Source organism: uncultured Brachyspira sp., from assembly GCF_944393015.1.
In the GTDB taxonomy this organism is placed as follows: Bacteria; Spirochaetota; Brachyspiria; order Brachyspirales; family Brachyspiraceae; genus Brachyspira.
This window is the reverse complement of the sequence record NZ_CALXYQ010000013.1, coordinates 20,617-35,370: the sequence shown is the minus strand read 5'-3', so window position 1 is coordinate 35,370 and position 14,754 is coordinate 20,617. Positions and strand designations below refer to the sequence as shown.

At 29.4% G+C, this 14,754-nt stretch carries 13 protein-coding genes; 5 read left to right on the top strand and 8 right to left on the bottom strand.

Features of this window, described 5'->3' with window-relative positions; translation table 11 throughout:
* Nucleotides 1–44: 44 nt before the first annotated feature.
* Nucleotides 45–1,235, top strand: coding sequence for a cation:proton antiporter (locus Q0K19_RS06345; RefSeq protein ID WP_297246436.1), 1,191 nt, complete (start codon nucleotides 45–47; stop codon nucleotides 1,233–1,235).
* A gap of 401 nt (nucleotides 1,236–1,636) precedes the next feature.
* Here the strand turns inward: Q0K19_RS06345 and Q0K19_RS06340 are convergent, their stop codons facing one another.
* Nucleotides 1,637–4,792, bottom strand: a complete 3,156-nt coding sequence (locus Q0K19_RS06340; RefSeq protein ID WP_297246434.1) for an efflux RND transporter permease subunit — start codon at nucleotides 4,790–4,792, stop codon at nucleotides 1,637–1,639.
* A 139-nt stretch (nucleotides 4,793–4,931) separates the two neighbouring features.
* A complete protein-coding gene (locus Q0K19_RS06335; protein ID WP_297246432.1) occupies nucleotides 4,932–5,996 on the bottom strand; it encodes a hypothetical protein in 1,065 nt (354 codons plus the stop codon).
* A gap of 149 nt (nucleotides 5,997–6,145) precedes the next feature.
* Here Q0K19_RS06335 and Q0K19_RS06330 point away from each other — a divergent pair, with 149 nt between their 5' ends.
* From Q0K19_RS06330 to Q0K19_RS06315, 4 genes are all read left to right on the top strand, one after another.
* Entirely contained in the window at nucleotides 6,146–6,544 is a 399-nt protein-coding gene (locus tag Q0K19_RS06330) for a hypothetical protein (protein WP_297246430.1), read from the top strand.
* Nucleotides 6,545–6,627: 83 nt separating this feature from the next.
* On the top strand, nucleotides 6,628–7,086 hold the full coding sequence (locus Q0K19_RS06325; protein WP_048595390.1) for a periplasmic heavy metal sensor: 459 nt from the start codon (nucleotides 6,628–6,630) through the stop codon (nucleotides 7,084–7,086).
* Between the two features lie 21 nt (nucleotides 7,087–7,107).
* Entirely contained in the window at nucleotides 7,108–7,653 is a 546-nt protein-coding gene (locus Q0K19_RS06320) for an RNA polymerase sigma factor (protein WP_297246427.1), read from the top strand.
* Nucleotides 7,650–8,174 carry a zf-HC2 domain-containing protein gene (locus Q0K19_RS06315; protein ID WP_297246425.1) on the top strand — a complete coding sequence of 175 codons (525 nt, stop codon included), beginning with the start codon at nucleotides 7,650–7,652 and terminating at the stop codon, nucleotides 8,172–8,174. The genes Q0K19_RS06320 and Q0K19_RS06315 overlap by 4 nt, the downstream gene beginning before the upstream one ends.
* Nucleotides 8,175–8,394: 220 nt before the next feature.
* On the opposite strand, the gene purN is transcribed toward Q0K19_RS06315, so the two are convergent.
* The 6 genes from purN to infB form a co-directional block, all read right to left on the bottom strand.
* Nucleotides 8,395–8,955 (bottom strand): phosphoribosylglycinamide formyltransferase, encoded by a 561-nt coding sequence (gene purN, locus Q0K19_RS06310; RefSeq protein WP_297246423.1) that lies wholly within the window; start codon nucleotides 8,953–8,955, stop codon nucleotides 8,395–8,397.
* Entirely contained in the window at nucleotides 8,943–9,956 is a 1,014-nt protein-coding gene (gene purM, locus Q0K19_RS06305) for a phosphoribosylformylglycinamidine cyclo-ligase (RefSeq protein WP_297246421.1), read from the bottom strand. Before purM ends, purN begins: the two co-directional genes overlap by 13 nt.
* Before the next feature lie 169 nt (nucleotides 9,957–10,125).
* Nucleotides 10,126–10,791: a hypothetical protein gene (locus Q0K19_RS06300; RefSeq protein ID WP_297246419.1), complete on the bottom strand. Its 666-nt coding sequence runs from the start codon at nucleotides 10,789–10,791 to the stop codon at nucleotides 10,126–10,128.
* 14 nt (nucleotides 10,792–10,805) lie between these two features.
* Nucleotides 10,806–11,726 (bottom strand): hypothetical protein, encoded by a 921-nt coding sequence (locus Q0K19_RS06295; RefSeq protein ID WP_297246417.1) that lies wholly within the window; start codon nucleotides 11,724–11,726, stop codon nucleotides 10,806–10,808.
* Nucleotides 11,727–11,744: 18 nt separating this feature from the next.
* On the bottom strand, nucleotides 11,745–12,284 hold the full coding sequence (locus tag Q0K19_RS06290; protein WP_297246416.1) for a hypothetical protein: 540 nt from the start codon (nucleotides 12,282–12,284) through the stop codon (nucleotides 11,745–11,747).
* Between the two features lie 126 nt (nucleotides 12,285–12,410).
* On the bottom strand, nucleotides 12,411–14,735 hold the full coding sequence (infB, locus tag Q0K19_RS06285) for a translation initiation factor IF-2 (protein ID WP_297246414.1): 2,325 nt from the start codon (nucleotides 14,733–14,735) through the stop codon (nucleotides 12,411–12,413).
* Nucleotides 14,736–14,754 lie beyond the last annotated feature (19 nt).

Here is a 14,754-nt window from a genome sequence, read left to right as displayed (position 1 = left end):
TACTCATAAAAAATCAAATACTAATAAAAAAGGATTATATATTTATGCTTCTCAGTTTAGCTTTGATATTTTTATGCGGAATGATACTTGGAAAAATATTCTCACTTTTAAAACTTCCTTCTCTGTTAGGACTTATAATCACAGGTATAATACTAGGACCATACTGCTTTAATTTACTTGATAATTCAATACTTTCAATATCAGCAGATTTAAGAGAATTGGCATTAATAATAATATTAACACGTGCCGGACTTAATCTTGATATAGAAGATTTAAAAAAGGTAGGACGCCCTGCAATACTTATGTGCTTTGTGCCTGCAACATTTGAAATAATAGGAATGATTTTAATAGCTCCTAAACTTTTTGATATTAGCTTATTAGATGCTGCTTTAATGGGTTCTGTTGTTGCTGCCGTATCTCCGGCTGTGCTTGTCCCTAAGATGCTTAAACTTATAGATGAAAGATATGGTACTAATAAAAGCATACCTCAATTATTAATGGCAGGTGCTTCCGTTGATGATATATTTGTAATAGTATTATTTACATCTTTTACTTCTCTTGTAAAAGGAGGCAATATATCTTATCTTGATTTTATAAAGATACCTACTTCAATTATATTCGGGCTTTTGTTGGGAATAATTATTGGTTTCATATTATCCAAATTCTTTACTAAGTTTCATATAAGAGACAGTGCTAAAGTAGTTATAATACTAAGCATATCATTTATACTTGTAAGCATAGAAAATTCAATATCAAATCTATTCGGCGGCATTATAGGAATATCAGGACTTTTGGCCGTTATGAGTATAGGAGCATATCTTAAAAAATCAAAAGAAGAATTATCAAAAAGACTTTCATTAAAATATTCTAAACTTTGGGTAGCTGCTGAAATTATGCTTTTCGTACTTGTAGGTGCTGCTGTAAATATTAATTATGCTATGAAAGCCGGAGCATTAGGAATTATATTGATATTTGCTGTTTTGATATTCAGAATGTTTGGAGTGCTTGTATCATTAATAAAAACTAAATTAAATAAAAAAGAGAGAATATTCAGCATGATTGCATATTGTCCTAAAGCAACAGTTCAGGCTGCAATAGGTTCAATTCCTTTATCATTAGGTTTTGCTTCAGGAGAGATTATACTTGTTATAGCAGTTCTTGCCATACTGATAACAGCCCCACTAGGAGCTTTTGCCATAGATGCTACTTATAAAAAATTATTAGAACATGAATAAATTAATAATATATACCTAAACAAATATATTTTGTCAATTTTAGTTTTTTCAATTTTATTGTTTGTGGTGTCTTTGCCCCACCGCTCTGCGTACTTCGTCAAAGTTTTTATCCTTCGGATACGCTATGCGAAAAATGCAATTGTTAGAACTTTATATTAAAAATATATGTATTAAATGTATGGTATAACCTAAATTTAGACTAAAAATGCAGTTCTTTTGGTTCTTTTATACCAATAAAAGAACTGGGGTATGGGGCAAAGCCCCAGATATTAAAAACAAAATATAACTTTATTTTTTACAAAGTATAGTTATTTAGGTATATACTAAAAATTTTCAGTAAAAAATAATTAAGGGCTTGTATTTTAATAAAAAATCAAACCCTTAACATATATTATAAAAAATCACTTACCTGTAACATTTATAGTATCATAATCAGCAAAATCATTTTTACTTTCTAAATCTTTTTTATCATAATCTTTTAGAGGTATTTTATTTCTTATAGCGGCATAAATAGTAGGTACTATTATAAGAGTAAATGCAGTTGAAACTAAAAGTCCTCCTAGTATAGCAATGGATAAAGGCTGATAAATTTCATTTCCGCTTCCTCCTGCTAATGCCATAGGTAAAAGTCCTAATATAGTAGTAAGCGTTGTCATAAGTACAGGTCTTAATCTTCTTGGCCCTGACTCCAATGCTGCATCATCTCCATTAATATTTTTTTCATACATAAGCTGATTCATATAGTCTATAAGTACAATACCATTATTTACTACAATACCAATAAGCACTATAAAACCTATTCCGCTGTATACGCTCAAAGTTTGTCTTCCTATAAATAATGCCACTAAAGAACCAGCAAAACCAAATGGTATTGCAAATGCTATAACGAAAGGAGCAATAAAAGATTCAAACTGACTAGCCATTATAGCATAAACTAAAATCAATGCTAAAATAAATGCCTGAAGGAGCTGTAAAAATGCTTCTTTCATATTCTCAAAATCTCCGGCATAATTAATAGTGAATCCTGAAGGAAGAAATACTTCTTTTGAAATATTATTCTGAACATCCTGCATTATTTCATTTAATGCTCTATTATAAGCTGATGCTTTGATAGTTGTTATTCTTGTGCTGTCTTTTCTTTCTACTTCTGTAGGGCCATAGCTTTTTTCTATAGTTGCTATTGATGATATAGGTACTATTCCTGATGTTGTAGGTATCATAATTCTTGATATATCATCTATCTTTAATCTGTCAGGCTCTCCTAAACGAACATTAACATCTATATCAGTAACATCAGAATTAGCAGGAGTCATAGTTGTAGCTGTTGTACCTGCAAAACTAGTTTTAATAATATTCGCTATTGTATTAACATTAACCCCCATTTTAGCTGCTATTTCCCTATTAACATATATTTTTAACTCAGGATTAGAATCATCTCTTGTAAGTCTTGGTTCTCTTATTCCTTCTATATCCGATATTGCTTTTATTATATTATTAGCTATTTCAGTGGACTTATCCAAATCATCTCCTACAAGTTCTATTTCTATTTCATTTCCTCCTGTTCCTCCGTTTCTTCCGATGCTGCCTATAGACGATGTTGTTACTGCGGATATATTAATCTGTGCAGGATAAGATAATAATGATTTTCTTGTTATCTCTATATATTCATCAACTGACTTTTTTCTTCCTTCGCTTTTACCTCTAAGCTGAACCCTTATCTCAGCCGAATTTTCTTCAGAACCTGATTTTACCCTAGACTGCATTCTGTAAAAATCTTCTTCTCCGATTGCCGCTTGTATATCGCCTTCCATTCTAGTAATGAAAGCCTGTGTCTGTTCTGATTTAGTACCTACAGGCATTTTCACTTCTATTTTGAATTGTCCTTCATCTGAAGTAGGAAATCCTTCCTTACCTATAAAAATTAAGCCTAATATTATTATTACAAACACCACTGATAATGAAGAGATAAATACTTTCTTTTTATTTTTTATAGAATAGCTTAATAAATTAGAATATAGATTATTAACTTTACTATGGAATTTATTATTAACAAAATTTTCTATAGGTATTAAAAATTTAGTTTTCTTATTTGTTACAAGTCTAGCCCCAAGCATAGGAACTATAGTAAGAGCAACGAATAAAGAACCTATCATTGAAACTGTAACTGTAATACATAAATCTCTAAATAATTGTCCTGTTTGTCCTTCAACGAAAAGGAAAGGCAAAAATACTGCTATAGTTGTAAGAGTTGAAGCAGATATCGCAAGAGCAACAGTTGAAGTACCATTGATAGCCGAAGAATATTTACCATACCCATTATTTCGGTAATAGAATATATTTTCAAGCACTACAATAGAGTTATCAACCATCATACCAATACCTAAAACAAGTCCTGATAATGATATAATATTCAAAGTTATTCCCATAAAATACATCAATGTAAATGTAATGATAATAGACATAGGAATTGAAACTGCTATTATAGAAACTGTTTTTACATTCCATAAATAAAGCATTAATACAATAACGGCAAATAATCCGCCCTGCCAAGCTGTATCTAATACTCCCTTTATAGCCTGATTTACATTATCAGCACTATTAAATAATATCTCATATTCTACGCCTTCAGGAAGATTAAGATTAGCTAATTGTTTTTTTACCGCCTTTGATACATTAACAGCATTTCCGCCTGATTCTTTATTAACTGATACAGATATTGCAGGCATTCCATTAATTTTTACTATTTCAGAATCATCACTATATCCCTGATAAACTCTTCCTATATCTTTTAATTTTATAGGTGTATCATTTGTTTTTAATACTACAACAGTATTTTCAATATCTTCCGGAGTTGTAAACTCACCCATAGTTCTTAGAGTATACTTATAAACTCCTTCATAAGTATCACCGCCGGATAGATTCTGATTTTCTGAGGATAAAAGAGAAACTATGCTGTTAATATCTATACCATAAGCATGAAGTCTATTTAACACTAAATCAACTTTCATTTCACTTTTTAATCCGCCTCTTATTTCTGCTCTTGCTACTCCTGAGGACTGTTCTATTTTATTTAATACCTGATTATCTATCAATGTATATAATGCTCCTAAATTGTCTGTACCGAAAAAAGCTATTTCCATAATAGGTGTAGTATCTGTTGAAAATTTAAGCACTATAGGACTATCAGCATCATCTGGTAAAGAATTCTTTATACTGTCTATAGCTTCTCTTACATCTGCTGTAGCAACTGCTAAGTCAGTACCCCAGTTAAATTCTATAAATACGCTTGACTTACCTTCCTCTGAAGTGGAGCTTATTGTATTAATACCGCTTACTGTTGCAACAGCATTTTCAATTATTCTTGTAACCGATTTTTCTACTTCTTCAGGTCCCGCATTATCATATTCTGTACTTACTGTAATATAAGGAAACTCCATATCCGGCAAAAAATCAACTGATAATTTACTTAAACTTACAATCCCTAATATTAATACTGCTATCATACACATAAAAACAGCTACTGGTCTTTTTACTACTAATTCTATAAAATTTCTCATTCACTTCACCCCGCCTTTTATATAGCATACTATATATATTAAACTCTTATTCTATTATTTATTTTTAGACGAATAATTTTCAAAAAAGTTTCAATATAAACTACTTTTTTATGATATAATCATTTTATTTTTCAAATTCTTACAATTCATTACATAACTTTATAAAATCATCATAAACTTTTATAGACTGCAAATATCTTAAATCAAGCATATATCCTGAATCAATATGCTTAAAAAATTCAGCATCCCAAAGTTCTGTTTCTATAAAGCCTTTTTTATAATCATATTTATAAGGTTCAAATTTAAACATATAAGTTCTAAAATATTTCACTTTAGCAAAACATAATTTATATATTCTAAATAATATTCCTATGGTATCATTTCTATTGAAAAATTTATCTGTAAATATTAATGTCTTATGTGAGTTTTCTTTCTCATGATACCAAGAATCTCCTTCTTTTATAAGATCATATTTTTTTATTATATTTTCTTTGTCGGCAGTATAAAGAGAAGTAAAATCATAATCATATACTACCTCTTTATAAATAAAGTCTATTCCATCGCATGCTATATAAAAATAACTATTCATATCATCTGCTTTAATTTTTATCATGATAGAATATTTACCATTAATGACATTTTTATATTTTTTAATTACTTCTTCTATTTCATCATTACTGCATAAATGAAATATATCATATTCATTCGGACATGCATTAAAATACTTTGAACATTGAACAAAAGAAGCATTTTTAAAAATAATTTCTATAATATGACTGCAGCTTAAATCATTGCCTCCTACTATATTCAAGTTATTACCATAATTAGAGATCATAAAATCAAGCCACATATTATTTTTTATTGACTTATTTATATTTTCTATCTTCTCTTTTGCAATCAATATATTAATTTCATCTATATAATTTTTAAACTCTTTTTCCATATATTTAAAATTGGCAAAAGCAACTTTATCATCATGCATAAGCACTTTTATACATATAGCATCATTATCCAATATATAAAATAAATATTTTTTTTCATCATTAAACAATAAAAAGCCTTCATTTGATCTTTCTATTTTTCCATTTATTTTAGATTTTATATATTTCATAAGTGAAAACATAGCATTTTCATCATTACTTTTATTATCATAGAGAAGTTTTATTGTCTTTAATTTCTCATCTAAAAAAATTATTTTATACATTATTATATCCAAATTACATAAACAATATATTCATTTTATTATAATATAAATACTTTATTTTTTAAAGCGTAAAATATAAAACTATTTTTAGGAACTTTTTAATAATTCATTCGTCTAAATGAGAAATAATCAAATCAAGAGGTTTTTATATGAAAAAAATAATGATTATTGCGGTATTAATTTTTAATATATATAGCTTATATGCCGAAGAACATTTTATAATAAATGATGCTTCTATTAAAGTATTAACTGATGCCGGAGTGGATATAGACTTAGAAAAAAAATACACTATAAATTCAATCACAAAAAAATACTTAAAAGATGCTAGAAAGATTTTATTTGAAATAAATAAAATTGATATGAAAATAAATGACGAATTTAAAAAAGAAAATGTGGATTTAGAGAGTGTTAAACAGTTAATATTTGAGAAAAAAGCAAAAGAAGCCGATTTTGATTATACTATAATGTCATGCGACTTGGATATATTATCATTATTTTCAGATAATGAGATAAAAAGGATAAAATATTATATTATTTTTAAAAAATAGTGGGAACTTTTTAAATAATGTTTACGTCTAACAATGCAAAAGATAATATGATATTGAAAGTTATGGAGTGATAAGGAGAGTTTATGAATAAAATATTTTATACTGTATCTTTGATATTATTATTATCTTTGTCAATTTTTGCACAACCGGGTCCTAAAGGTCCCGGTCCTCATGGGCCTGGACATGGAAGAAATAGAAGAGGAGGCGAATTTGATAAAAGATTAGGACATGATCCTTTACAGTTTTTTAGAAAAATTGGTATAACTCTAACTGATGAACAGGCTGAAAGAATGTATGATATAGCCATCAAATTTATTACAGAAGAAGAACCTATCAGATTAGAAATAGAAAGAATAGAAAACAGTATAAGATTGGAGTTAATGAAAGACAATACTGATAGAAATGCTATTAAAGAGCTGATAAAACAGAAAAAAGAGCAAGAGGCTTTAAGAGATTATTTAAGGATAGTGAGAGATTTGGATATTATAGCTGTTCTTACTCCGGAGCAAAAAGCTCAGCTAAACAGCTGCATGATGAGATAGGTAATTTTTATAAGGATAAATATGAGCAGTGCTATGGCTTATGAAGATAATATAGATGCATTCAAAACGGGTAATGAGGAAGCTTACAAAGAGCTTATAGAAATGTATAAAAAACCATTATTCAATTTGGTTTATTCTATCATTTCTAATAAAGATGAAGCTGAAGAGATTGTGCAAGACGTTTTTGTAAGTTTTTACATAAAACGTGAAAGTTTTGAGGGAAGAAGTAAAATATACACTTGGCTTTATAGGGTTTCTTTTAACAGGGCTGTTGATCATATAAGAAAAAAAGAGCGAGAAAAAAAATACCGCTTAAAAGAATATAGAAATTCTGAAGTACAGGGATCCGGAAATGATGACAGCATACATAGAATTATATTAGCCGAGGCTTTGGAAAAATTGGAAGATGATTTCAGAATTCCGCTTATGATGGCTGAATATGAAAATTACTCTTACAATGAAATATCAGAAAAATTGGATCTGCCGGTTAATACTGTCAGAACTAGGATATTCAGAGCTAGAAAAAAACTTCTATCTATTATAAAAAAAATGGGGGTGAGCTTATGAAAAATAATCATGAATATTATGAAATGCTTATCAGCAGACATAAGGACAATGATTTAGATGCTAATGAAATCTTTGAAATGGAAAAACATTTAGCTTCTTGTAAATCTTGTCAGAAATTCAGAGATGAAATCAATTCTATGTCATCTATACTTTTAGGTATGTCAAATATCAAAGTAAATAAGAAACCTGCAAGCATTTTCAATAAAAAGAGAGTCATAGCATCTATAAGTTCAATAGCTGCTGCTTTACTCATATTCGGTGCAGTAAGTACAATATATAACAATAATAATATTCCAGGTAATCCAAATGATTCTGCTAAATTAATGGTTGCTGATTTGAATGATTCTATAATAAGAACTAGCATAGATGATTATAATACTGAAGATGATTATGCTCCTTTATCAAGCTATTTTAGTTATGGTGATCTTGATCCTGAAGCAGCAGAGGCATCATCAGATGATGACTATAATAATGCTGAGATATCTATAATGTCTGCTTATATTTATTATATGGGTAAATAACGCATGCTAAACAGGCAAAAAATATAAAATAATTATAATTCATAGTTATTCTATATAATTAAAAATAACTAAGCATGCGTTTAACAAAGCTATAAATCTAATCCCAGCTTGGGTGGGCATTGCTTTTTCTTATAAAAATAAAAAAACAATGGTGATTATATTTCTAATATGCACAATAAACCTAAAGGGCGGGGAATTAGAATAAAGCCAAAATTTAAAATCACATTTTAGAAAGTTTTTTAACAGTAGCAGGAAGTAATTTATGTTCTTCTACTAATACGCGTTTTTGTAAAATTTCTGCAGTATCATCTTCTTTTACTTCAACTTTAGTCTGCATTATGATATCTCCTCCGTCTATAGTATCAGTAACATAATGAACAGTACAGCCTGATTCTTTTTCCTTGTTTGCAATTACAGCCTCATGTACATGAATGCCATACATTCCCTTTCCGCCATATTTAGGAAGAAGAGATGGATGAATATTAATAATTTTTCCTTCCCATTTTCTTATAAAGGCACTGTCTACTATTGATAAAAATCCTGCCAATACAACCAAATCTATATTAGAAATCTCTTCATCTATTTTTTTGAATAAATCTTTTTTATATACTTTTCTATCTAATAATACAGCCTTTATTCCAGCATTTTCAGCAATATTAAGTCCTCCGCAATCCCTATCTGCAATAACTATATCTATTTTATAATAATCATTATCCTGTGAATCTATTAAAGATTTTAAATTACTTCCGCCTCCGGAAATTAAAACGGCTACTCTAAGCATATATCACTCTTATCCTCATTATCATTTTTAGCAATATATCCTATTTCATAAGCGGATTCATTTTGTTCTTTCAAATCATTTATGATACTATCTTTATCCTCTTTAGAAGCTATTATTACAAATCCGATACCCATATTGAAAGTATTATACATCTCTTCTTCTTTTATATTACCCAAATACTGAATATAATTAAATATATTTGGAGTAACAAAACTATCCTTTTTAATTACAGCCTTATATCCTTTAGCAACAGAACGCGGAACATTTTCTATTAAACCGCCTCCTGTAATATGAGCCATCCCTTTAATATTATATTTTTCTAATAAAGGAAGTACTTTTTTTACGTATATTTTAGTAGGTGTTAAAAGAGTTTCACCTATTTTTTCACCTTCATATACAGCATTATAATCCCTTACAAGTTTTCTTATAAGTGAATATCCATTACTATGAAAACCGGAAGAAGCTATACCTATAATAGCATCTCCTTCACTTACTTTAGAGCCGTCAATAATTTTATCCTTCTCAACAACACCAACACAAAAACCAGCTATATCATAATCTCCATCTTTATAAAAACCAGGCATTTCAGCAGTTTCTCCGCCGATTAAAGCAGCACCAGCCTCATAACATCCGTCAGCAATACCTTTAACTATTAAAGCAGCAGTTTCCCCATTTAATCTTCCGCATGCAAGATAATCTAAAAAGAAAATAGGCTTAGCACCATGACAAAGCACATCATTAACACACATAGCAACAGCATCTATCCCAACAGTATCATATTTCTTCATAGAAAATGCTATCTCTAACTTTGTACCTACTCCGTCGGTTCCTGATACAAGTACAGGATTATTATACTTACCAAGTTCATACAAAGCACCAAAACTTCCTATATTGTTAAGTACATTTGTATGCATAGTTTTAGCCACAACTTCTTTCATCAGAGATACAGCTTTATAGCCTTCTTCTCTGCTGACTCCGCTGTCTTTATAAGAAATACCCATAAATAATTCCCTTATTTGATATTTAAAAAATAGAAAAAACGTTTATTAAGTATACCAATATTTTATATATTTACAAGAATTTTTTTTATTAATATAAATAATTAATAAAAACATAAAAATAGGTACAGATACAAATCTATACCTATTAAAAAATTCAATTAACACACTTTTAGAATGTTACACCTATAGCAATTCTAGGAAGCCATATAAATCTTAATCCATGAGTAAAAGAATATCCTAAATCAATTAAAGATATGTCAATAAAAGGACGAACAGGCCAATTTGCTCCTTTTTTTGTAAACATATCTATCTTAAATCCCATCTCCCCCGATATATAAAAATTTACTATAGCACTTAACTCTTCTTTATTTGCTGAATAATCTTTTCCATTAACAGCAAATATATTCATACCTATTTTTGGAAGCAGGAAAAAACCATTATCTCTATTACTTTTATTAAAATAAAATCGAACACCTATAGATGCCGGTATAACTACAACATCAGCCTTATATGATTTTTGATAAGCAGTTGAGCCATTAATAGTTATAGTACCATTATAATGAGCACTAAAACTATATATTCCAAGATAAGCATCTATTGCCTGTTTTGGTAAATATGCATAATTATATGTAAATCCTATACCAAATCCGCCTTTAAATAATTGCTCGTCTGATCCATTTTGGGGCTTAAATAATAAATTTCCTACAAGAGGCAAAGTAACTGTAGAATACATTGTAGTACCAAAATCTATACCTACAGCATGTCTAGCATTCTCATAGCTTGCTGCATATATCAAAGAATTAAATAATAATATAAATATTATAATTTTTTTCATAATCTAAATATCCATTAAAACCTTATACTAAAACCTATTCTTGGAAATAAACCGATTCTAAAATTAAGAAGTATCTTAGCCCAATCAGGCAAAGTAGCAACATTAGATATGTCACCACCTAAAAATCCTGAAGTAACCAAAGCCGCTAAATTTCCATATACAGCACCCGCCATATTATCAGCCCAAGGCATTATATAATATCCTATCTCCAATAATCCTATATCAATAGTAGGTTTAACTCTCCATTCTTTTGTAGGAAATAATTCTATATTCCATCCAATTTCATAAGAAATATAAACGGCTGCATCTGCTACTGTCTGACTTGATCTCACTGCAGTAACACCATGTTCGGTTTGAATATCATAAAAAAATGCATCTATAGCCAAACGGAAATGATTATAAAACTGTCTTTTCTTACCATAAAATTTCACTCCGAATGTAACAGGCATTATAATAATAGAAGTATTAAATTTAGTATCACCTACAACAAAGCTAGTTAGATCTGCATCGGAACCCTGAGGCAAATTAATGTTACCAGATAATTTAAGAGCATTCTCTTTGCTAATATAGAAAGAATACTGGCTTCCATATAATCCAATACCTGCACTTACAGATATTTGATTATGAACAAATAATGAATATTCAACAGAAGGTATATACCATCCAAATGCCTTAAGATTTATATACTGTAAATATTTTCCAGCATTTCCTAAATCCGCACCAAACATACCTACTGTATACATTCCATGTTTGAAAATAGTATCTAAAATCATAGGAGTAAATACAGAAACACCTGGATTTAGATTAAAGCTTATCATCTGTCTTCCCTTTATCCAACTATAATTTTCACCTGTAACTTCTGTAGATAAAGGAAGTCCCTTAGAAAATGCCGTATGCATTGAAAAAATAAAAAATACTATTAAAAACTTTTTCATAATTTACACTTTCAAAAATTATTTAATAACTTCAGTAAAAAAACCATCTTTCAGACTTAATAACTCATTCGTAATTTGATTACGTTCACTTTCAGATAAATTAACGCCTTTAAGTAATTCATCGGTTTTAGTCGTATCTATACTACCAGTCTTCATAAGCTGTCCTAACATATTTGTAGCAATTTTTTTATATTCAGTATTATCTGATTTTCTAATCTTATCCATAAAATCCATTGCTGATTGAGTAGTACTAACTACAAGAACTGATTTTCCTGATGGTACAACTTGCAGATTTTTTCCTTCATCATTTATTTTTACAAAGTCAGCAGATATAGTTAAATCATAACCAACAAACCGATATGTTCCATTATTACCTTTGGTGCTTCCAGTTATAGTTAATACATTGTCAGCATTTATAGTTACTCCTTTAAAATTACCATACCGAATTTTATTTAAAACTATGTCTGGACCTGGATTAGTTACAACAACACCTGTATTTTTTGTGCATGAAACAATTAATATAATTAAAAATGAAAAAAGTACAGAGTATAATTTCATATTTAATCCTCTTATAGAATACGTATATTTATAATTATATATATATATTTATATAAATAGCAACTATATAATGATGGGTAATACAAAATAATATGTATTACCCATCATTATATTAAAAAATTAATTTTATAAATCCTGAGCTATTTCTTCAATCTTGAATATCTCAAGAACATCGCCTTTCTTAATATCATTAAAGTTCTCTATAGAAGCACCGCATTCATAACCGCTAGCAACTTCTTTAACATCATCTTTAATTCTTCTTAAACTAGAAATCTTGCTTGTATAAATGAGAACATTATCTCTCATCACTCTTACACCAGCATTTCTTTCTATTTTTCCATTAGTTACATAACATCCGGCAATAGTACCAACCTTAGGCACATGGAATACATCTCTAACTTCAACAGTACCAATATCAACCTCTTTTTTGAGTCTTTCAAGAGAACCTTTCATAGCATTTTGAATGGCCTCTATTGCCTCATAAATAATATCATATCTTTCTATAGGTATTCCAAGTTTCTCAGCTAATTCTCTAGCCTTTCCGGAAGGACGAACTCTATAAGCTATAATGATAGCATTAGATGCATGAGCTAAGTTTACATCACTTTCAGTAACCGCACCTGATGCACTATATATTGAAACAAATCTTATTTTATCACTTTGTATTTTATTTAAAGCATCTCTCAAAGCCTCAGCACTGCCCTGAACATCAGCTTTAATTATTACTTTGAACTCTTTCATAGATTCAGAAGCTATTTTTTCATAAAGGTTTTCTAATGTAACTTTAACATTAGCCTTTAAAGCTTCCTGCTGTTTTAATTGAACTCTTTTATCAGCTATGGCCTTAGCTTCTTTCTCATCAAGCATAACATTGAATGATTCACCAGCTTCAGGAGTCTTTTCAAAACCTAAAACTTCAACAGGAGTAGAAGGCAAAGCCTTTGTAACTCTCTGACCCAAATCATTAACCATAGCACGTACTTTACCAACTGATAAACCGCATACAAAATAATCACCTATTTTCAAAGTACCATTTTGTACAAGTACAGTACCTACAGGACCTCTGCCCGGATCAAGTGAAGCCTCTAATACTATACCTATTGCTTCTCTATTAGGATTAGCCTTTAATTCAAGCATTTCAGCCTGTAATATAATAGCTTCCAATAAATCATTGATACCTTGTTTAGTTAAAGCACTCACACCTATATATTGAGTATCTCCGCCCCATTCTTCAGGAGTAAGTCCATACTCTGATAATGCTGCTTTTACCTTATCCATACTGGCATTAGGCAAATCCATTTTATTAACAGCAACTATTATAGGAACATTAGCTTCTTTAGCATGATTCAAAGCTTCAACTGTTTGGGGCATTACACCGTCATCTGAAGCAACAACAAGTATTACTATATCTGTACTTTTAGCTCCTCTAGCTCTCATCATAGTAAATGCAGCGTGTCCAGGAGTATCAATAAAAGCTATTTCTCCGCTAGGTATTTTTACTTTATAAGCACCGATATTTTGAGTGATTCCGCCGCTTTCTTTTGATGTGATATTACTATGTCTTATAGCATCAAGCAAAGAAGTTTTACCATGGTCAACGTGTCCCATTATTGTAACAACTGGAGGACGAGGCTGCAAATCTTCTTCTCTGTCTTCTTTTACTTCAATAGTTGCCTCTTCCTGTAAAGATATAACATTAACTTTACAACCAAAATCATCAGCAATAATTGTAGCAGTATCAGAGTCAATTATATCATTAACTCTAGCCATAGTACCCATACCCATAAGTTTGGATATTATGTCAGAAGCTCTTAAATTCATCTTTTTAGCTAAATCACCAACAGTAATAGTTTCCATTATGCTGATTTCTTTTTCAACACTTGCAAGTCTTTGTTCCTGCTGACGTTTTTTAGCCTGAAGTTTATTAAATATTTTATTTTCCTGTCTTTGAGCTGCCTCTGCTTTAGAATCTTTTTGAGATGATTTTTTATCGTATTCTTTATCTTTCTTCTCGTAATCTCTCTTCTTATTATCTTTTTTATTGTCTTTCTTAAAAGAAGATACATCTTCAACAGGAGAAGAATCTTTATATGATTTATTTTCTTTAAAATCTCTATTTTCTCTATTATGAGAATAATTTTTATTCTTAGATTCTTTATTATTATCTCTAGTATCTCTATTTTCTTTTGCTATATTATTTTTTTCAGGAGTATTGTTATTGTTGTTATTATTTTCCTGTTTTTGAGCATCAGGCTTATCTGATTTATTATGTATTATTATTTTCTTTTTTACTATAACTTTTTTTACTTTCTTAACAGCTGCTGCAGCTTGATTATCATCATTATTATTAGATGCATTACTTTTTTTGATAATAAATTTTTTTGGCTTATTATCAGCTGCAGAGCTTTCCTGATTTAAATTTTTTTCATTATTCTCATTTTTTTGAGACATTCTTTTCCTTTCCCATTAA